This is a genomic window from Pseudomonas sp. 2(2015), assembly GCF_000955865.1.
Taxonomy (GTDB): domain Bacteria; phylum Pseudomonadota; class Gammaproteobacteria; order Pseudomonadales; family Pseudomonadaceae; genus Aquipseudomonas.
In genome coordinates this window covers 98,021-117,625 of sequence record NZ_JYOF01000019.1, presented here as the reverse complement: position 1 = coordinate 117,625, position 19,605 = coordinate 98,021, and the positions used below count along the sequence as shown (strand labels likewise).

Annotated in this window: 18 protein-coding genes; 15 read left to right on the top strand and 3 right to left on the bottom strand. The window is 62.8% G+C overall.

All coding sequences use genetic code 11. From position 1 onward, the window contains the following. Nucleotides 1-149 precede the first annotated feature (149 nt). Nucleotides 150-1,475: an OprD family porin gene (locus tag UB48_RS22475; protein WP_045201152.1), complete on the bottom strand. Its 1,326-nt coding sequence runs from the start codon at nt 1,473-1,475 to the stop codon at nt 150-152. A 587-nt stretch (nt 1,476-2,062) separates the two neighbouring features. On the opposite strand from UB48_RS22475, the gene tauA reads away from it, so the two are divergent. Genes tauA through tauD form a run of 4 tightly spaced genes read left to right on the top strand, consistent with a single transcriptional unit; the run spans nt 2,063 to nt 5,539 of the window. Continuing rightward, nucleotides 2,063-3,040 carry a taurine ABC transporter substrate-binding protein gene (tauA, locus tag UB48_RS22470; RefSeq protein ID WP_045201151.1) on the top strand — a complete coding sequence of 326 codons (978 nt, stop codon included), beginning with the start codon at nt 2,063-2,065 and terminating at the stop codon, nt 3,038-3,040. Between the two features lie 15 nt (nt 3,041-3,055). Beyond that, the gene (gene tauB, locus UB48_RS22465) at nt 3,056-3,850 is read left to right on the top strand and encodes a taurine ABC transporter ATP-binding subunit (protein ID WP_045201150.1); all 795 of its coding nucleotides are present in this window, start codon (nt 3,056-3,058) and stop codon (nt 3,848-3,850) included. After that, nucleotides 3,847-4,686, top strand: coding sequence for a taurine ABC transporter permease TauC (gene tauC, locus UB48_RS22460; protein ID WP_045201149.1), 840 nt, complete (start codon nt 3,847-3,849; stop codon nt 4,684-4,686). The genes tauB and tauC overlap by 4 nt, the downstream gene beginning before the upstream one ends. Before the next feature lie 19 nt (nt 4,687-4,705). Further along, on the top strand, nt 4,706-5,539 hold the full coding sequence (gene tauD / locus UB48_RS22455) for a taurine dioxygenase (RefSeq protein ID WP_045201148.1): 834 nt from the start codon (nt 4,706-4,708) through the stop codon (nt 5,537-5,539). 86 nt (nt 5,540-5,625) lie between these two features. On the opposite strand, the gene betT is transcribed toward tauD, so the two are convergent. Continuing rightward, nucleotides 5,626-7,626, bottom strand: a complete 2,001-nt coding sequence (gene betT, locus UB48_RS22450) for a choline transporter BetT (RefSeq protein ID WP_045201147.1) — start codon at nt 7,624-7,626, stop codon at nt 5,626-5,628. A gap of 173 nt (nt 7,627-7,799) precedes the next feature. Beyond that, nucleotides 7,800-8,732 (bottom strand): serine O-acetyltransferase EpsC, encoded by a 933-nt coding sequence (epsC, locus tag UB48_RS22445; RefSeq protein WP_045201146.1) that lies wholly within the window; start codon nt 8,730-8,732, stop codon nt 7,800-7,802. 192 nt (nt 8,733-8,924) lie between these two features. Here epsC and UB48_RS22440 point away from each other — a divergent pair, with 192 nt between their 5' ends. From UB48_RS22440 to UB48_RS22390, 11 genes are all read left to right on the top strand, one after another. Next, nucleotides 8,925-9,923 carry a D-cysteine desulfhydrase gene (locus UB48_RS22440; RefSeq protein WP_045201145.1) on the top strand — a complete coding sequence of 333 codons (999 nt, stop codon included), beginning with the start codon at nt 8,925-8,927 and terminating at the stop codon, nt 9,921-9,923. A gap of 106 nt (nt 9,924-10,029) precedes the next feature. Then, nucleotides 10,030-10,830, top strand: coding sequence for a cystine ABC transporter substrate-binding protein (gene tcyJ / locus UB48_RS22435; RefSeq protein ID WP_045201144.1), 801 nt, complete (start codon nt 10,030-10,032; stop codon nt 10,828-10,830). After that, nucleotides 10,830-11,495, top strand: coding sequence for a cystine ABC transporter permease (gene tcyL / locus UB48_RS22430; protein WP_045201143.1), 666 nt, complete (start codon nt 10,830-10,832; stop codon nt 11,493-11,495). The genes tcyJ and tcyL overlap by 1 nt, the downstream gene beginning before the upstream one ends. A gap of 3 nt (nt 11,496-11,498) precedes the next feature. Further along, nucleotides 11,499-12,260 (top strand): L-cystine ABC transporter ATP-binding protein TcyN, encoded by a 762-nt coding sequence (tcyN, locus tag UB48_RS22425; protein WP_045201142.1) that lies wholly within the window; start codon nt 11,499-11,501, stop codon nt 12,258-12,260. Nucleotides 12,261-12,536: 276 nt separating this feature from the next. Further along, nucleotides 12,537-13,778 carry an SfnB family sulfur acquisition oxidoreductase gene (locus tag UB48_RS22420; RefSeq protein WP_045201141.1) on the top strand — a complete coding sequence of 414 codons (1,242 nt, stop codon included), beginning with the start codon at nt 12,537-12,539 and terminating at the stop codon, nt 13,776-13,778. A 22-nt stretch (nt 13,779-13,800) separates the two neighbouring features. Further along, the gene (locus UB48_RS22415; protein WP_045201140.1) at nt 13,801-15,006 is read left to right on the top strand and encodes an SfnB family sulfur acquisition oxidoreductase; all 1,206 of its coding nucleotides are present in this window, start codon (nt 13,801-13,803) and stop codon (nt 15,004-15,006) included. Further along, a complete protein-coding gene (locus UB48_RS22410) occupies nt 15,006-16,397 on the top strand; it encodes an LLM class flavin-dependent oxidoreductase (RefSeq protein WP_045201138.1) in 1,392 nt (463 codons plus the stop codon). The genes UB48_RS22415 and UB48_RS22410 overlap by 1 nt, the downstream gene beginning before the upstream one ends. Beyond that, a complete protein-coding gene (locus tag UB48_RS22405) occupies nt 16,390-17,193 on the top strand; it encodes a MetQ/NlpA family ABC transporter substrate-binding protein (RefSeq protein ID WP_045201136.1) in 804 nt (267 codons plus the stop codon). The genes UB48_RS22410 and UB48_RS22405 overlap by 8 nt, the downstream gene beginning before the upstream one ends. Before the next feature lies 1 nt (nt 17,194). After that, nucleotides 17,195-18,325: a methionine ABC transporter ATP-binding protein gene (locus UB48_RS22400; protein WP_045201134.1), complete on the top strand. Its 1,131-nt coding sequence runs from the start codon at nt 17,195-17,197 to the stop codon at nt 18,323-18,325. Beyond that, nucleotides 18,315-18,959, top strand: coding sequence for a methionine ABC transporter permease (locus UB48_RS22395; RefSeq protein WP_045201132.1), 645 nt, complete (start codon nt 18,315-18,317; stop codon nt 18,957-18,959). The genes UB48_RS22400 and UB48_RS22395 overlap by 11 nt, the downstream gene beginning before the upstream one ends. 128 nt (nt 18,960-19,087) lie before the next feature. Next, nucleotides 19,088-19,543 carry a transposase gene (locus UB48_RS22390; RefSeq protein ID WP_045201130.1) on the top strand — a complete coding sequence of 152 codons (456 nt, stop codon included), beginning with the start codon at nt 19,088-19,090 and terminating at the stop codon, nt 19,541-19,543. Nucleotides 19,544-19,605: the final 62 nt, after the last annotated feature.

The window sequence follows — 19,605 nt, the reverse complement described above, 5'->3', positions numbered from 1 at the left end:
GGCTGGGTTCGTTATGGCTTCACTGTGCCTGCTTCCTGCTGAAATTAAAAAGAATAAATATTGATTTATTTAGAACTAACAGAAATATCAAAAAACAGGCAAAACAACGCCCGCGCGGCACAGGGCCGGGCGGGCGCGCTTTTCTCGCCTTACAGCAGCGGGATGGAGTAGCTGAGGATCAGACGGTTTTCGTCCTGGTCCTTGGTGTTGGCAATATCGCTGCGCCAGGTGGCGTTTTTCCACATGATGCCCAGGCCCTTGAGGGTGCCTTCCGGTACCACGTAGGCCACGGTGATATCACGTTCCCACTCGGTACGGTCACCGATTGCTGAATCGATGTTATCGCCTTTGAGGTAGGTGACGCCGGCAGTAGCGCCCGCCAGGCCGACCTTGGCGAAATCGTAAGAGTAGCGAGCCTGCCAGGTACGCTCACCGGCACGGCCGAACTTCTGGATCTGCGAGTCGGTGATGGTGTAGTTGGACGAGCCGTCACCCTGGTTCAGCCAAGGGAAGTCGCTGTCGCCGCTGGAGACCTGGTAACCGCCACCGAAGGTGTGACCCTGGACGGTGTAGAGGAACAGGGCGCTGTACAGATCGTTATCAACCTTGCCCTTGGTGCCGTTGCCGTACCAGCCGCTGGTGAAGTAGGCCGGATCGTTGCTGTTGGCGCCGTCGTCGGTGCTGTGGAAGTAACGGAAGTCGGACTTCAGCACGCCCGGGCCAATTGCCCAGTTGTGTACCGCACCGAGGAAGTGCTGTTTGTAGAAGTCTTCCAGGTTGCCGTAGTAGTACTGCAGCAGCAGGTCCTTGGTGACCTTGTAGTCGGCACCGGCGTAGAGGAACTTGTTGCTGAACTTGCCGGTACGGGCGTTGTTGGCGCCAGCAATCGACATTTCTTCGTTGTTGCTGGAGTTACGGCCTTTGACGTGCTCGATCTGACCACCGATCAGGGTCAGGTCCTTGAACTCGTTCGAGGTGATCTGGCCACCTTCGAAAGTTTGCGGCAGCAGGCGACCGTCGTTGTACGAAATGACCGGCAGCTTCGGCAGCAGGGTGCCGTAGCGCAGTTCGGTCTGGGAAATCTTGGCCTTGGCGGTCAGGCCCAGGCTGGAGTACTCGTCGACTGCACGACCGCTGCTGTCGGTCGGGAACACCGAGCCGGCGTAGGAGGCGCTGGTCGGGTTGCCATGACGGCCCTTGCCCGAATCCAGCCGCACGCCCAACAGGGCAATAGCGTCAACACCAAAGCCGACGGTGCCCTGGGTGAAGCCCGAGGCGTAATCGACCTGGAAGCCCTGACCCCATTCTTCCTGGTAGTTGGTGCTGGTGTTGGTACCGTGGTTACGGTTGTCGGTGTTGATATAGAAGTTGCGCAGCTTCAGTGTTGCCTTGCTGTCTTCGATGAAGCCGGCAGCACCCGCCTGCTGGGCCAGAACCCCAACGGCCACGGCAAGTGCCAAGGTGGACTTGTACATGTTTTGCTCCTCTACGTTCTAATTCTTGTGTGTCGCTTACGGCAGGATCTTTGTGTCCCGCTCGACGTCGATGGGCGATTAGCACCAAAGGGTGACCGTCAAGTCAATCGTAACTATTCATTTCACTACTTTGGTCTAATGCACCAGCGGTGGGGGTGAAGGATAATGACAATCCTATAAATCCAAAAAGACTTATTTCGTAATTTTTCAGATTATTACGGAATATCACCCAAGATTTTTCTTCGCTGCCGTTATCGGCACATAAGCTAATTCCTAAAGGATATTTCAAAGCGGTTTTTTAGATCGCTTAGCTTCGTCGATCCTTCCCCTTCGACAAAGTAGCCCTCATGGCCAGGCCATCATTGCGTTTCCTCTGCGCCCTGACCTTGACCAGCGTCACTTTTGTCGCCCAGGCCGATGGCGCCTATAGGCTGGAGCGGGCTTGCCCCGCGATGACTCCCCCCTTTCGCACGCCTTAAATCAATTGGCTCCTAAGCTAATGCTAAAAAGTTATTTATTTTAACTTTCTTAGATCATCTAGTCTTATCCCACACCAACACAATCGCCCGCCTGACAAGGAGTTAACCATGACCCTGCATGCTCCCCTGCGCCTGTTCGCCGCCCTGACCCTGGCCGGCACCAGCTGGTTTGCCCAGGCGGCCGACCTGACGGTGGCCTACCAGACCACCGTCGACCCGGCGAAAGTCGCCCAGGTCGACGGCACCTACGAGAAAACCAGCAAGGCCGATATCGACTGGCGCAAATTCGACAGCGGCGCCGACGTGATCACCGCCGTGGCCTCCGGCGACGTGCAGATCGGCTACCTCGGCTCCAGCCCGCTGGCCGCCGCTGCGACCCGCAAACTGCCGGTGGAAACCTTCCTGATCGCCACCCAGATCGGCGCAGCCGAAGCCCTGGTCGCCCGCGACGGCGCCGGCATCAACTCGCCACAGGACCTGATCGGCAAGAAGATTGCCGTGCCGTTCGTCTCCACCGGTCACTACAGCCTGCTGGCCGCACTCAAGCAATGGAACATCGACCCGGCCAAGGTACAGATCCTCAACCTCGCGCCACCGGCAATCATCGCCGCCTGGAAGCGCGGCGACATCGACGCCACCTACGTCTGGGACCCGGCCCTGGGCGTGGCCAAGGAAAACGGCAAGGTGCTGATCACCTCCGCTGAGCTGGCCGAAAAAGGCGCGCCGACTTTCGATGCCTGGATCGTGCGCAAGGACTTCGCCGCCAAGCACCCGGAGATCGTCAAGGCCTTCGCCAAGGTCACCCTGGATGCCTACGCCGACTACCGCAAGGACCCGCAAGCGTGGCTGGCAAACCAGAGTAACGTCGACAAGCTGGTCAAGCTCTCCGGCGCCAAGGCGGCTGACATCCCTGGCCTGCTGCAAGGCAACGTGTTCCCGCTGGCCGCTGACCAGGTCGCAGCACTCGGTGCACCGACCACCCAGGCAATCACCGACACCGCCACCTTCCTCAAGGAGCAAGGCAAGGTCGAAGCGGTGCTGCCGGACTACGCGCCTTACGTCAGCGCCAAATTCATCGCCAACTGAGACTCGGAGCAGACCATGGCCCTGTTACAACTGGAGCGCATCAGCGCACAGTACCCCGGCGCGGCCGAGCCGGTGCTGGCCGATATCAACCTGAGCCTGGGCCCGCAGCAATTGCTGGTGGCCCTCGGCCCTTCGGGCAGCGGCAAGACCTCGTTGCTCAACCTGATTGCCGGTTTCGTGGCGCCCAGCAGTGGCCGTATCACCCTCGACGGCGAGCCGGTACAAGGTCCGGGCGCCGAGCGCGGCGTGGTGTTCCAGGATGATGCTCTACTGCCCTGGCAAGACGTGCTGGCCAACGTCGCCTTCGGCCTGGAACTGGCCGGCGTGCCACGCGCCAGCCGCGAGAAAAAGGCCCGCGAAATGCTCGCCCTGGTCGACCTGGCGGACTTCGGCAACCGGCGCATCTGGCAATTGTCCGGTGGCCAGAAGCAGCGCGTGGGCCTGGCCCGGGCGCTGGCGGCCGATCCGCGGGTTCTGCTGATGGACGAGCCGTTCGGCGCGCTGGATGCCTTTACCCGTGAACAGATGCAGGAGTTGCTGTTGCAGGTCTGGCAGCGTACCGCCAAGCCGGTATTCCTGATTACCCACGACATTGAAGAGGCGGTGTTCCTCGCCACCGAACTGGTGTTGCTGGCGCCGAACCCCGGGCAGATCGTCGAACGCCTGCAACTGGACTTTGGCCAGCGCTACAGCGCCGGCGAGTCGGCCCGTTCGATCAAGTCCGACCCGCGCTTTATCGAAACCCGCGAGCACGTGCTGGCCCGGGTGTTCTCCCAACGCAGTGCCGCAACGCGGCAGGAGTCCGCATGAGCAGCCTGGATGTCCCGGTAGCGAGCAAACGCACCGCCAGCCACACTGCGCCGAGCAAACCCCGGCGCAGCCTGAGCACCCGCTGGATCAGCGGCCTGACCCTGGCCACGCTGTTGCTGCTGTGGTGGGCGGTGACCGCCGCCGAATGGATCGAGCCACTTTTTTTGCCCTCGCCGGAAGCGGTGCTGGGCAAGGCCTGGTTGCTGCTGACCCAGGGCTACATGGAATCCACCCTGTGGCAGCACCTGGGCGCCAGCCTGCAACGTATCGGCCTGGCCCTCGGCGCGGCGATTGTCACGGCGATCCCGATCGGCATCGCCATCGGCCGTAACCGTATCGCCCGCGGCATTCTCGACCCGCTGATCGAGTTCTACCGGCCGATTCCGCCCCTGGCCTACCTGCCGCTGATCGTGATCTGGTGCGGTATCGGCGAGTTGTCGAAAGTGCTGCTGATTTACCTGGCGATCTTCGCCCCGATCGCCATTGCCACCGCCACTGGCGTGCGCACCGTCGACCCGACCAAGTTGCGTGCGGCGCAGTCGCTGGGCGCCACCCGTTGGCAGCTGATTCGCCACGTGATTTTGCCCAGCGCCCTGCCCGACATTCTTACCGGCGTGCGCATTGGCCTGGGGGTTGGCTGGTCGACCCTGGTGGCCGCCGAACTGATCGCCGCCACCAGCGGCCTGGGTTTCATGGTGCAGTCGGCGGCGCAGTTTTTGGTCACCGACGTGGTGGTGCTGGGCATCCTGGTGATCGCCTTGATTGCCTTCGCCCTGGAAATGGGCCTGCGCGCCCTGCAGCGCAAGCTGGTGCCCTGGCACGGCCAGAGCCATTGAAAACGAATAGAGAACAACCATGAGCCTGACCATTACCCCGCTGAGCCCGGCGCTCGGCGCCCAGATCAGCGGCATCGACCTCAGCCGCGAAATCAACAAAGAACAACGCGACGCCATCGAACAGGCGCTGCTCAAGCACCAGGTACTGTTCTTTCGCGACCAGCCGATCAACCCGCAGCAGCAGGCCGATTTCGCCGCGCGCTTTGGCGACCTGCATATCCACCCGATCTACCCCAATGTGCCGGAAACCCCACAGGTGCTGGTGCTCGACACTGCCGTCACCGACGTGCGCGACAACGCCATCTGGCACACCGACGTGACCTTCCTGCCAACCCCGGCACTGGGTGCGGTGCTCAGTGCCAAGCAACTGCCGGCCTACGGTGGCGATACCTTGTGGGCCAGTGGCATTGCTGCCTATGAGGCGCTGTCGGCACCGCTGCAGCAGCTGTTGGCTGGCCTCACCGCCACCCATGATTTCACCAAGTCGTTCCCGCTGGAGCGTTTCGGCACCACCCCTGAGGACCTGGCGCGCTGGGAAGCGGCACGGCGCAACAACCCGCCGCTTTCGCACCCGGTGATCCGTACCCACCCGGTGAGCAAGCGCAAGGCGCTGTTCGTCAATGAGGGCTTCACCACCCGCATCAACGAACTGAGCGAGGCTGAAAGCGAGGCGATTCTCAAGCTGCTGTTCGCCCACGCGACCCGCCCGGAGTTCACCATTCGCTGGCGCTGGCAGGAAAACGACGTGGCGTTCTGGGATAACCGCGTGACCCAGCATTACGCGGTGGATGATTACCGGCCGGCGCGGCGGGTGATGCACCGGGCGACGATTCTGGGGGATGCGCCGTTTTAAAGATCCATCGCGGCGCTACCATCGCTGGCAAGCCAGCTCCCACAAGACCTGTGGGAGCTGGCTTGCCAGCGATGGGGCCGGCGAAATCAACGCACCAGATGCAAGAACTGCATATGCCGTTCGTACTGGTCAAGAATGTCGTTGATGATCTGCTCCTTGCTGTAGCCCACCAGGTCATAGTCCTGGCTGCCCTCGCTCAGGTGCACCTCGGCGCGGTAGTAACGACGGTTCTTCAGCTCCTGGGTGCCCAGGCCGCCCAAGGCAAATGACGGCGTGAAGTAACCGCGCATCTGCACCTGGTAAATGAACGGCTGCTCTTCGCCATGGCCGATCTTCAAACTGACGTTGTCGTGGCTCGGGTCTTCCTGGGTGATGACGTGCAGGCCCTTCTCGCTAAACACCTCGGTCACCTCGGCAATCGCCGGACGCACCACGTCGTCCATGAAGCGGTATACCTCGTCGCGTGACGGAAAGTGCACGGCCTGGCTCAGGCGCTGACGCCAGCCACCGCGGCCGCGCCGCGAATTGGCGAACGGCGCCAGCGAATGCAACTGGGCGATTTGTCGTTGCGACTCCAGATAGAAGGCCTTGTGCAGGCCCCACATCATCAGCAACAAGATCACCGAGAACGGCAGCGAGGTAAGCACCACCGCCGATTTCAGCGAATCGATACTGCCGGCGAACAGCAAACCGCTGGTCACCAGTGCGGTCATCGCGCCCCAGAACACCCGCAGCCAGTTCGGCCCGTCTTCATCGGCATTGCCGCCACGGGCGGAGAGGGTCGAGAGCACCACAGTGCCGGAGTCTGCCGAGGTGACGAAGAACACGAAGCTGATGAACACCGTGACGGCGATCACCGCCTTGCTCCACGGGTAGGTTTCCAGCAACAGGTAGAGGGTCATCGACGGGTTATCGAGGGCCGACTGGCCCAGCGCGGTCATGCCGTGCTCGAGCACCTGGAACAACGCGCTGTTACCAAAGATCGACATCCACGCCAGAGTGAAGCCCAGCGGAATCAGCAGCACGCCGAAGACGAACTCGCGGATGGTCCGGCCGCGGGAAATCCGCGCGATGAACAGGCCGACAAACGGCGCCCAGGCAATCCACCAGGCCCAGTAGAACACCGTCCAGCCGCCCAGCCACTCATTGGCCTGGTTGTAGGCGTAAACGTCAAAGCTCTTGCGCGGCAAGGCGCCAAGATAGTCACCGAGGTTCTGGATCAGGGTGTTGAACAGGTGCTGGGTAGGGCCGGCGAACAGCACGAACAGCAGCAGCGCGCAGGCCAGGAACATGTTGATGTCGGACATCACCCGCACGCCCTTCTCGACCCCGGCAACCGCCACCGCGACCGCCGCGCCCATCATCAGGGTGATGAGGATCACCTGCACCCACTGGGTGTGCGGCACGCCGAACAGGTAGTCGAGGCCGGAGTTCAGGTGCAGCACGCCAAAGCCCATGTCGGCGCCCAGGCCGAACACCGTGGCGATGATGCCGAAGCCGTCGACGGCATAGCCGATCGGGCCGTTGATGCGCTTGCCGATCAGCGGATACAGCGCCGAGCGCAGGGCCAGCGGCAGGTTATGGCGGTAGGCGAAATAGGCCAGGGCCATGCCGACAAAGGCGAACACCCCCCAGCCGTGCAGGCCCCAGTGCAGGAACAGCAACTGCATGGCCTGGCGCCCGGCCTCGACCGTGCCGGCCTCGCCTTGCGGCGGCTGCAGCATGTGGGTCAGGGGTTCGGAGACGCAGAAGAAGAACAGGGTAATGCTGATGCCGGCGGCGAACAGCATGCCGGCCCAGGACAGGTAGCTGAACTCGGGCTCGTCGTGGTCGGCACCGAGCTTGATCTTGCCGTAGCCAGACAAGGCGGTGACCACCACGAAGACCAGGTACAGGGTCATCGCCAGCATGTAGTACCAGCCAACGGTGTTGGCCGCCCAGTTCTGCGCCGCCAGCAGCCACTCGCCAGCGGCTTGCGGGTTGCTGATGACCACCAGGCCGAATATCAGGATAAAGCTCGCCGCGAAGTAGAAAACCGGCGGGTTCATGCGGATCTTGCCGCTGGATTCGGAGCTGGGTGCACTCATTGGTCGTGCACCTCGCCGAGGGGGGAGAAGCTTGGATTGAACGGGTTCAGCAAAGGGTTTCCTCCTGTTGAACACCGGCAGCGGACCACCGTTTTAACTTGAACAAGCGTTCAAGTTAAACACGGATGGGGGTCGCGATGCGACCCGTTGCCGCAAGCCAAGCCTCGGATCGCCTACTTCTGGGTACCGTCATCATGCTGCAGATTGGCCTGGGTCAGGTTGCTGCCCGGCGCCACGCTGCGGGTCAGCCAGACGTTGCCGCCGATGGTCGAACCCTTGCCAATGGTGATTCGTCCCAGAATAGTCGCGCCGGCATAAATCACCACGTCGTCCTCGACAATCGGGTGGCGCGGATGGCCCTTCTGCAACTGCCCGTCCTCGTCCGCAGGGAAGCGCTTGGCGCCCAGGGTCACGGCCTGGTAGATGCGTACCCGCTCGCCGATGATCGCCGTTTCGCCGATCACCACGCCGGTACCGTGGTCGATGAAGAAGCTGGGGCCGATCTGCGCCCCCGGGTGAATGTCGATGCCGGTGGCCGAATGCGCCAGCTCCGAGCTGATCCGCGCCAGCAATGGCAGGCCAGCGCGGTACAGATGGTGGGCCAGGCGGTGGTGAATCACCGCGAGGATGCCCGGGTAGCACAGCAGCACTTCATCGACGCTGCGCGCCGCCGGGTCGCCATGAAAAGCGGCCAGCACATCGGTATCGAGGATGCTGCGCAGGCTTGGCAGGGCGGCGGCAAAGTCCTGGATCAGGCGCAGCGCCGTGGCGTCGATCTCGGCCGTGGCCTGCTTGCCGTGGCGCGCCACATAGCGCAGCTCCAGGCGCGCCTGGGCGAGCAAGGCGGTCAGCGCGGCATCGAGGGTATGGCCAACATAGAAGTCTTCGCTCTCTTCACGCAGGTCGACCGGGCCCAGGCGCATGGGGAACAGGGCACCACACAACTGCTCGAGAATATGGCGCATGGCCTCGCGCGACGGCAGCTCGCGGCCGCCCTGCTCGCCGCTGCTGCGCCCGTTACTGCTGCGCCACTGGTCGCGGGCGGCACGCAGCTGGCCGACGATGGTCTGCAACTGCCAATGCCCTGTTTGCGCGTTGTCGCTCACGGTTACCTCTCCTGCTGCAGCGGCGGTCGGTGGATGGTGGTGCCGCCGAAGTGCCGATTACTTTACGGCAATTTCCTGCGACAGAAAAAATAACCCTTTATTCCAGAACGCAATAAAGGTGGCATAAGCCCGGGAGTTGCCCACCTGCCCCGGGCTGCCTATAGTCGAATTTTACCTAGCCGACGTGACCCCATGATCGACCGACAGCTTGCCCGCTTCAATCGTCTGGACCTGCTTGGCGCCCCTACCGCGCTGGAAAAACTGCATCGGCTGTCAGCCTGGGCCGGCCGCGACATCTACGTCAAACGCGACGACTGCACGCCGTTGGCGCTGGGCGGCAACAAACTACGCAAGCTCGAATACCTGGCCGCCGATGCCCTGGCCAAGGGCGCCGACACCCTGGTCACCGCAGGCGCCATCCAGTCCAACCATGTGCGCCAGACCGCGGCGCTGGCCGCGCAACTGGGCCTGGCCTGCGTAGCCTTGCTGGAAAACCCGATCGGTACCGATTCACTCAACTACCAGCACAACGGCAACCGCCTGTTGCTGGAGCTGTTCGACGCCAAGGTCGAGCTGGTCGATAACCTCGACAATGCCGACGAACAACTGCAGGCCCTGGCCGTGCGCCTGCACGCCAGTGGCCGCAAGCCCTACATCGTGCCGATTGGCGGCTCCAACGCCCTCGGTGCCCTGGGGTATGTACGCGCAGGCCTGGAGCTGGCCGAACAGATCGAACATTGCGGCGAGCAGTTCGCCGGGGTGCTGCTGGCCTCCGGCAGTGCCGGTACCCACAGCGGCCTGGCCATCGCCCTGGCAGAAAAACTGCCGAAGCTGCCGGTGATCGGCGTCACCGTGTCGCGCAGCGACGAAGACCAGCGCCCGAAAGTCCAGGGCCTGGCCGAGCGCACCGCCGAGCTGCTGGGCCTGCGCCTGCCGGCCACCTTCAAGATCGAATTGTGGGATGAGTACTTCGCCCCGCGCTATGGCGAACCGAACGCCGGTACCCTCGCCGCCATCCGCCTGCTGGCCAGCCAGGAAGGCTTGCTGCTTGACCCGGTATACACCGGCAAGGCCATGGCCGGGCTGCTTGATGGTATTGCCCGTCAGCGATTCGATGACGGCCCGCTGATTTTTCTGCATACCGGTGGGGCCCCGGCATTATTCGCCTACCCTGAGGTCTGGAACGGCTAACTAACTTATTTGAAAATAATATAAGAAAATGAATTTATATTATTTTTAAGACTAAAAGCGTCACCCTATAGTCAGCGCCACACTCACAACAACATTGGGGCTAACCATGAAGATTTCCGCTTTCGGTAAACAGGCAATCGCCGCAGGCCTCGGCTTGCTGCTCGGCGCCAGCCTGCTCGGCCAGGCTGTCGCTGGTGAGCAACTGCAGCAGATCAAAGACAAGGGCGTGATCAACATCGGCCTTGAAGGCACTTATCCACCGTTCAGCTTCGTCGACGCCGACGGCAAGCTGGCCGGCTTCGAAGTGGAGCTTTCCGAAGCCCTGGCCAAGGAGCTGGGGGTCAAGGTCAAGCTGCAGCCAACCAAGTGGGATGGCATCCTCGCGGCACTGGAGTCCAAGCGCCTGGACGCGGTGGTGAACCAGGTGACCATCTCCGATGAGCGCAAGAAGAAGTATGACTTCTCCGCGCCCTACACCGTTTCCGGGATTCAGGCGCTGGTGCTGACGAAAAAGGCCGCCGAGCTGAACATCAAGTCCGCTGCCGACCTGGGCGGCAAGAAAGTCGGCGTGGGCCTGGGCACCAACTACGAACAGTGGGTCAAAGCCAACGTGCCGACCGCGGACGTGCGCACCTACGAAGACGATCCGACCAAGTTCCAGGACCTGCGCGTCGGCCGGATCGACGCCATCCTGATCGACCGTCTGGCGGCGCTGGAATACGCCAAGAAAGCCAAGGACACCACTGCCGCCGGTGACGCCTTCTCCCGCCAGGAAGCCGGTATTGCCCTGCGCAAAGGCGAGCCGGAACTGCTGGCAGCAGTGAACAAAGCTCTCGACAAGCTACGCGCCGACGGCACACTGAAAAAGCTTTCGGAAAAGTACTTCAACGCTGACGTCACCCAATAATGGAAGCAGCTTTGCAACTGGCGCTGGAGTCCGCGCCCTTTTTGCTCAAGGGCGCGTACTTTACGGTCATTCTCAGCCTCGGCGGGATGTTCTTTGGCCTGTTGCTGGGCTTTGGCCTGGCGCTGATGCGCCTGTCGTCGATCAAGCTGCTGAGCTGGACGGCGCGGGTCTACGTGTCGTTCTTTCGCGGCACGCCGCTGCTGGTGCAGCTGTTCATGATCTACTACGGCCTGCCGCAACTGGGCATCGAGCTCGACCCGCTGCCCGCAGCGTTGATCGGCTTCTCGCTGAACATGGCCGCCTATGCCTGTGAAATTCTCCGTGCCGCGATCAGTTCCATCGACCGCGGCCAGTGGGAGGCTGCCGCCAGCATCGGCATGACCCGTGGCCAGGCCATGCGCCGGGCAATCCTGCCGCAAGCGGCGCGCACCGCCTTGCCGCCACTGGGCAACAGCTTTATTTCGCTGGTCAAGGACACCGCCCTGGCCGCCACCATCCAGGTGCCGGAGCTGTTCCGCCAGGCGCAGCTGATTACTGCGCGCACCTTCGAAATCTTCACCATGTACCTTGCCGCCGCACTGATCTACTGGGTGCTAGCCAGCGTTCTCGCGCACCTGCAGAACCGCCTGGAAGCGCGGGTTAACCGGCACGACCAGGAGTCCTGAGGCATGATCGAGGTACAACGACTGAGCAAGCAGTTCAACGGCCAGACCGTGCTCGATGACATCAGCCTCAAGGTCGAGGCCGGCGAGGTGATCGCCATCATCGGCCCTAGCGGCTCGGGCAAGACCACCTTCCTGCGCTGCCTGAACCTGCTGGAAACCCCCAGCAGCGGGCGCATCAAGGTCGGCAAGGTAGAAATCGACGCCAACCGCCCGCTGGGCCAGCAAAGCGGGCTGATCCGCCAGTTGCGCCAGGAGGTCGGCTTCGTGTTTCAGAACTTCAACCTGTTCCCCCATCGTACGGCGCTGGAGAACGTCATCGAAGGCCCGCTGGTGGTCAAGAAAACTCCGCACGAACAAGCCGTGGCCCTGGGCATGAAGCTGCTGGCCAAGGTCGGCCTGGCCGGCAAGGAAGCCGCCTACCCGCGCAAGCTCTCCGGCGGTCAGCAGCAGCGGGTAGCGATTGCCCGGGCCCTGGCGATGGAGCCGGAAGTGATCCTCTTCGACGAGCCGACCTCGGCGCTCGACCCCGAGCTGGTCGGCGAAGTGCTGGCGACCATTCGTGGTCTGGCCGAAGAAAAGCGCACCATGATCATCGTCACCCACGAGATGAGTTTTGCCCGCGACGTGGCCAACCGGGTGATCTTCTTCGACAAGGGCGTGATCGTTGAACAGGGCGAAGCCAAAGCGCTGTTCGCCCACCCCAAGGAAGACCGCACACGCCAGTTCCTGAGCAAGTTCCTCGGTACGCAGAACACCGGCTACTGAGTTTTCCCCGACCTTTCCCGCCCCTCTTACAGCGCCTGCCCAGCCCCGGCAGGCGTTCGTCCAGCGACCGCCAAGTACTTCTATATTTATTCCTAAAAGTTAGTTTATTTAATTTTTATACGCTATTAGGGTATATGCACCGGACCACCGGACCAGCGCAATTTTGTCGTCGCAACCCGCGCCGACGTTTTCAATTCGTGAGGTAGGTATGGTCAGGAACACAATCACCCCAGTGCGTAACGCCAGGGCATTGAGTGCAGCCAAGGAGCGGTACTGATGTCCAATCTGGCAGAAACCACAGTCCACAGCGATCTGGACAGCGCCCCGCTGTTGCTGCCGGCCAAGGTGCTGAGCAACGACGAACAAGCCCTGCAGGCAGCCCACGAGCTGGCCGAAGCAGCACGCACCCAGGCGGCCAAGCGCGACCAGCAACGCAAGCTGCCCTGGGCAGAAATCGAACAGTTCACCCGCAGCGGCCTGGGCAGCATCAGCATCCCGCGCGCCTTTGGTGGCGCGCAGGTGTCGTTTGTCACCATCGCTGAAGTCTTTCGCATCATCAGCGCCGCCGACCCGGCGCTGGGGCAGATCCCGCAAAACCAGTTCGGCATCCTGCAACTGCTCAAAGGCACCGCCACACAGCGGCAGAAAGAGCTGCTGTTCACCTCGGTGCTCGATGGCTGGCGCATCGGCAATGCCGGGCCGGAACGCGGCACCAAGCACACCCTGGACCTCAAGGCACGGATCACCCGCGAGGGCGATCACTATGTGCTCAGCGGCCAGAAGTTCTACTCCACCGGCGCCCTGTTTGCCCATTGGGTCGCGGTCAAGGCGTTGAACGATGACGGCCGTCAGGTCATGGCCTTTGTCCGCCGCGGCACCCCGGGCCTGCGCATCGTCGATGACTGGTCGGGTTTCGGCCAGCGCACCACCGCCAGCGGCACCGTGCTGCTGGACAAGGTGCAGGTCGATGCGGAACTGGTGATCGACACCTGGAAACAGAGCGAAGTAGCAAACATCCAGGGCGCGGCTTCGCAGCTGATCCAGGCGGCCATTGATGCCGGTATCGCCGAAGCGGCGATTGCCGACACCATCGCCTTCGTTCGCGACAAAGCCCGGCCATGGATCGACGCCAAGGTCGATCGTGCCAGCGATGATCTCTATGTAATCGCCGATGTCGGCCGCCTGCAGCTTGAGCTGCATGCCGCCCAGGCGCTGCTTTCCAAGGCTGCGCGGGTGCTCGACGAAGTCAGCGCCGCGCCGGTCGATGCCGCTGCAGCCGCTCGCGCTTCGATTGCCGTGGCCGAAGCCAAGGTGCTGACCACCGAGATTTCGCTGCTGGCCAGCGAGAAGCTCTTCGAGCTCTCCGGCAGCCGCGCCACCCTGGCCGAGTTCAACCTCGACCGGCACTGGCGCAATGCCCGCGTGCACACCCTGCACGATCCGGTGCGCTGGAAATACCACGCCGTCGGCGCCTATCACCTCAACGGTACCTTGCCTGCCCGGCACTCCTGGATTTGACCAGACCACTGGAGCCCTGTTTATGAGCCTTTTGCCACAACCGCACGCCAACGTCGCGGTCATCCACACTGACGCCCAGGCATTGCAAGTCGCCGAGGAAATCGCCGTCCAGCTGCGCCGCGACAGCGCCCTGCGCGACCGCGAACGACGCCTGCCGCACCCTGAACTTGAACTGTTCTCGCGCTCCGGCCTGTGGGGCATCAGCGTACCCAAGGCCTTTGGTGGCGCTGGCGTGTCGAACGTCACCCTGGCCAAGGTCATCGCCCGCATCGCCCAGGCCGACGCCTCGCTGGGGCAGATCCCGCAGAACCACTTCTATGCCCTCGAAGTGCTGCGGGTCAACGGCAGCCCGCAGCAACAGCAGCGCCTGTACGCCGAAGTACTGGCCGGCCAGCGCTTCGGCAATGCCCTGGCCGAGCTGGGTACCAAAACTGCCCACGACCGCACCACGGCCCTGACCCGAGACGGCGACGCTTATCGCATCAATGGCCGCAAGTTCTACGCCACCGGCGCAATCTATGCCCAGCGCATTCCCACCTCGGTTGTCGATGAGGACGGCGTCCAGCGCCTGGCCTTCGTCCCGGCAGACAGCGCCGGGCTGAAAGTCATCGACGACTGGAGCGGCTTCGGCCAGCGCACCACCGGTAGCGGTTCGGTGCTGTTCGACAACGTCCAGGTCGCCGCCGAAGACGTGCTGCCGTTCCAGAGCGCCTTCGAGCGTCCGACCACGGTCGGCCCGCTGGCGCAGATCCTCCACGCCGCCATCGACACCGGCATCGCCCGCGCCGCCTACGAAGATGCCCTGCACTTCGTGCGCACCCGCAGCCGGCCATGGGTCGACTCCGGGGTCGAGCAGGCCAGCGAAGATCCGCTGACGCTGAAATCCTTCGGCCACCTGGCGATCCGTTTGCACGCCACTGAAGCGCTGCTCGAACGCGCCGGCGAGTACCTCGACCGCGCCCAGGCCGAGCCCAATGCCACAACCGTCGCCGCCGCCTCCATCGCCGTGGCCGAAGCGCGGGCGATCAGCACCGAGATCTCCCTCGCCGCCGGCACCACTCTGTTCGAGCTGTCGGGCAGCCAGGCCACCCTGGCCGAGCATGGCCTCGACCGGCACTGGCGCAACGCCCGGGTGCACACCCTGCACGACCCGGTGCGCTGGAAGTACCACGCCATCGGCAACTACTACCTCAACGATGAAAACCCACCGTTGCGGGGCACCATCTGATGGCCAAGAAAAAGATCCTGCTCAACGCCTTCAACATGAACTGCGTTGGCCATATCAACCACGGCCTGTGGACCCACCCGCGGGACAACTCGAGCCAGTACAAAACCCTCGAATACTGGACCGAGCTTGCCCAGTTGCTCGAGCGCGGGCTGTTCGACGGGCTGTTCATCGCCGATATCGTCGGTGTCTACGACGTCTACCAGCAGTCGGTCGATGTACCGCTCAAAGAGTCGATCCAGCTACCGGTCAACGACCCGCTGCTGCTGGTCTCGGCCATGGCCGCGGTCACCCGCAACCTGGGTTTCGGCCTGACCGCCAACCTCACCTACGAGCCGCCGTACCTGTTTGCCCGGCGCCTTTCCACCCTCGACCACCTGAGCCGTGGCCGGGTCGGCTGGAACATCGTCACCGGCTACCTCGACAGCGCTGCCAAGGCCATGGGCCTGGACCAGCAACCCGAGCACGACCGCCGCTATGACCAGGCCGACGAGTACCTGCAGGTGCTGTACAAGCTCTGGGAAGGCAGCTGGGAAGACGGCGCGGTGCTCAATGATCAGCAGCAGCGGATCTACGCCCAGCCGGACAAGGTGCACAAGGTCAAGCATCAAGGCGAGTTCTACCGGGTCGAGGGCTATCACCTCTGCGAGCCGTCGCCGCAGCGTACGCCGGTGCTGTTCCAGGCTGGCAGCTCCGAGCGTGGCCTGGGCTTTGCCGGCAACCATGCCGAATGCGTGTTCATCAGCGGCCAGAACAAGGCCGCCACCCGCGCCCAGGTCGACAAGGTCCGCGCTGCCGCCGTCGCAGCCGGGCGCGACCCGCAGGCCATCAAGGTGTTCATGGGCCTGACGGTGATCGTCGCCCGCACCGAAGAACAGGCCAAGGCCAAGCACGCCGAGTACCTGCGCTATGCCAGCCCCGAGGCCGGTGTTGCGCACTTTGCCAGTTCCACCGCTATCGATTTTTCCGAGTACGAACTGGACGAGCCGATCCAGTACGTGAAAAGCAATGCCATCCAGTCTGCAACCAAGAACCTGCAGAACAACGACTGGACCCGGCGCAAGCTGCTCGAACAGCACGCTCTGGGCGGGCGCTACATCACCCTGATCGGCTCGCCGACCCAGGTCGCCGACGCGCTGGAAAGCTGGATCGCCGAAACCGGCCTCGACGGTTTCAACCTGGCGCGCACGGTCACCCCGGAAAGCTATGTCGACTTCATCGACCTGGTCATCCCCGAGTTGCAACGCCGCGGCTCGTACAAGACCGCCTACGAACAGGGCAGCCTGCGCGAAAAACTCTTCGCCAGCGACCAGCCTCACCTGCCGGCAGACCATCCTGGCGCCAGCTATCGCCACACCACCACAACCCCGACGGGAGCGCTACAGCATGCTTAAGACCTTTATTGCCCGCCCGGTTGCAGCCCTGGCCTTGAGCCTCGGCCTGCTCGGCGCCGCCCAGGCCGCCGATGCCCTGAAAGTCGGCACCACCGCAGCCTTCTCGATCCCGCTTGAAGCCGCCGTCAGCGAGGCCAAGAAACAGGGCCTGGACGTCGAACTGATCGAGTTCAGCGACTGGATCGCGCCGAATGTCAGCCTGGCGGCCGGCGACATCGACGTGAACTACTTCCAGCACATCCCGTTCCTGGAAAACGCCAAGGCTGCTGCCGGTTTCGACCTGGTGCCCTTCGCCCCGGGGATCATCAACAACGTCGGCCTGTATTCGAAAAAGTACAAGAGCTTCGCCGAGCTGCCCGAGGGCGCCAGCGTGGCCATCGCCAACGACCCGATCAACAGCGGCCGCGGTTTGCAGTTGCTGGCCAAGGCCGGCCTGATCACCCTCAAGCCCGGCGTCGGCTACAAGGCTACCGAAGAAGACATTGTCGCCAATCCGAAGAAGCTGAAGATCCTCCAGGTTGAAGCAGTACAACTGGTGCGTGCCTACGACGACGCCGACCTGGTCCAGGGCTACCCGGCCTACATCCGCCTGGCCAAGACCTTCGACGCCACTTCGGCGCTGCTGTTCGACGGCCTCGACCACAAGGAATACGTGATCCAGTTCGTCATCCGCCCGCAGAGCAAGGACGACCCGCGCCTGGCCAGGTTCATCGACATCTACCAACACTCGCCGGTGGTGCGTGTTGCCCTCGACCAGGCCCACGGCAAGCTCTACCAAGCCGGCTGGGAGAGCTGAAATGAGCGCCATCAGCGCCCGCGTGGCGCAGGAGCAGCAGGCCACTTTTGCGCCCCTGCAACAGGCCCGGCAACGGGCCTTGCACCCGGAGCTGGGCAACGCCCATGTACGCTTCATTGGCCTCGGCAAGACGTACCCTGGCCAACAGGCCCCGGCGCTGGACGGCATCGACCTGAACATCCAGCACGGCGAGATCTTCGGCATCATCGGCCGCAGCGGCGCCGGCAAGTCGTCGCTGATCCGCACCATCAACCGCCTGGAGCAACCCAGCCAGGGCCGGGTGCTGATCGACCAGGTAGACATCGGCGAGTACGACGAAGGCCGCCTGGTGCGCCTGCGCCGGCGCATCGGCATGATCTTCCAGCACTTCAACCTGATGTCGGCCAAGACCGTCTGGCAGAACGTCGAGCTACCGCTCAAGGTCGCCGGCGTGCCCAAGGCCGAGCGCCAGCGCAAGGTTGCCCAATTGCTGGAACTGGTCGGCCTGCAGGAGAAGCATCACGTCTACCCGGCGCAGTTGTCCGGCGGGCAGAAGCAGCGCGTCGGCATTGCCCGGGCGCTGGTGCATGACCCCGAGATCCTGCTGTGTGACGAGGCTACGTCGGCACTCGACCCGGAAACCACCGAGTCGATCCTCGGCCTGCTACGCGATATCAACCAGCGCCTGGGTTTGACCATCGTGTTGATCACCCACGAGATGGCGGTGATCCGCGATATCTGCCACCGGGTGGTGGTGCTCGAGCGTGGGCGCATCGTTGAACAAGGCGCTGTCTGGCAGGTGTTCGGCGATCCGCAGCATGAGGTCAGCAAGACCCTGCTCGCGCCCTTGCAGCCTGCTCTGCCAGCTGCGTTGCAGGCTCGCTTGCAGCCGCAACCGGCGGGGCCTGAGGCAGCACTGGTGTTGAGCTTGCGGGTGAGTGGCAAAGACAAGCAGGCGCCGGAATTGTCTTCATTATTCGCCTTGCTCGGCGGTCGGATCAGCTTGCTGCAAGGCGGCATCGAACCGATCCAGGGCCGCGCGTTGGGGCAACTTGTTGTGTCGGTGGCCAACTCGCCTCACCGCCACGAGCAAGTGATTGAGCGCGCCCGGCAATGGGCGGCACAAGTGGAGGTATTGGGTTATGTGGTTTGATCGCTTGCTCCAGGGCGTGCTCGACACCCTGATGATGGTCGGCGTCTCATCGCTGATCGCCCTGCTCGCCGGCGTGCCGCTGGCGGTGATCCTGGTCACCAGTGGCAAGGGCGGGATCTTCGAAGCGCCCACCCTGAACCGGGTGCTCGGCGCCTTCGTCAACCTGTTCCGCTCGATTCCGTTCCTGATCCTGATGGTGGCCTTGATTCCCTTCACCCGCTTGATCGTCGGCACCACCTACGGCGTCTGGGCGGCAGTGGTACCGCTGACCATTGCCGCCACACCGTTCTTTGCGCGCATTGCCGAAGTCAGCCTGCGCGAGGTCGACCACGGCCTGATCGAAGCGGCCCAGGCCATGGGCTGCCGGCGCTGGCATATCGTCTGGCATGTACTGCTGCCCGAAGCCCTGCCGGGCATCGTTGGCGGCTTTACCATCACCCTGGTGACCATGATCAACTCCTCGGCCATGGCCGGCGCCATTGGTGCCGGAGGCCTGGGCGACATTGCCTACCGCTATGGCTACCAGCGCTTCGACAGCCAGATCATGCTGACGGTGATCGTCATGCTGGTGGTGCTGGTGGCGTTGATTCAGCTGGGCGGGGACCGGTTGGCGAAGGGCTTGAACAAGCGCTGAATTTATCGCGGGTCAAGTCGGGTCGCCGCTCCCACATCTATGGCACAGGGAAACATTCTGTTTTCAAGACCTCCATGCTCCCCCAGCGAGTCCAGCTACCTTGAAGTTTCAAACTCAAGGAAGTCGACATGGACCGTCCACACTCCAAGCGCCTGCGACGGGGGCGAATTTCCGAACCCGGCAGGTTGTATCTACTGACGAGCATCACTGAAAACCGGGCCCCCATACTCAGAGAGTTTGGCTTGGCCCGGCTCGTCGTTGCCCAATTCAAACTAGCTGAGCAAGAAGGCGCTGCGCGATCACTGGCCTGGGTAGTAATGCCTGATCACTTTCATTGGCTCATTGAGTTGCAGTCCTGCACATTGAAAACACTAATGCGCAGGCTCAAGTCACGCAGTGGCTGCGCCATTTGCAAGGCGTGCAAACTCAAAAGCAGACTCTGGCAGCCTGGGTTTCATGATCGTGCATTGCGCTATGAAGAAGATGTCCAGGCAGTAGCTCGTTACATTGTTGCCAACCCTATTCGTGCAGGGCTGGTGCAGCGAATTGGTGACTATCCTCATTGGGATGCGGTCTGGATCTAAAAGCATCGCGGGTCAAGCCCGCTCCCACAGAATACACCGTTGCAACTGTGGGAGCGGGCTGG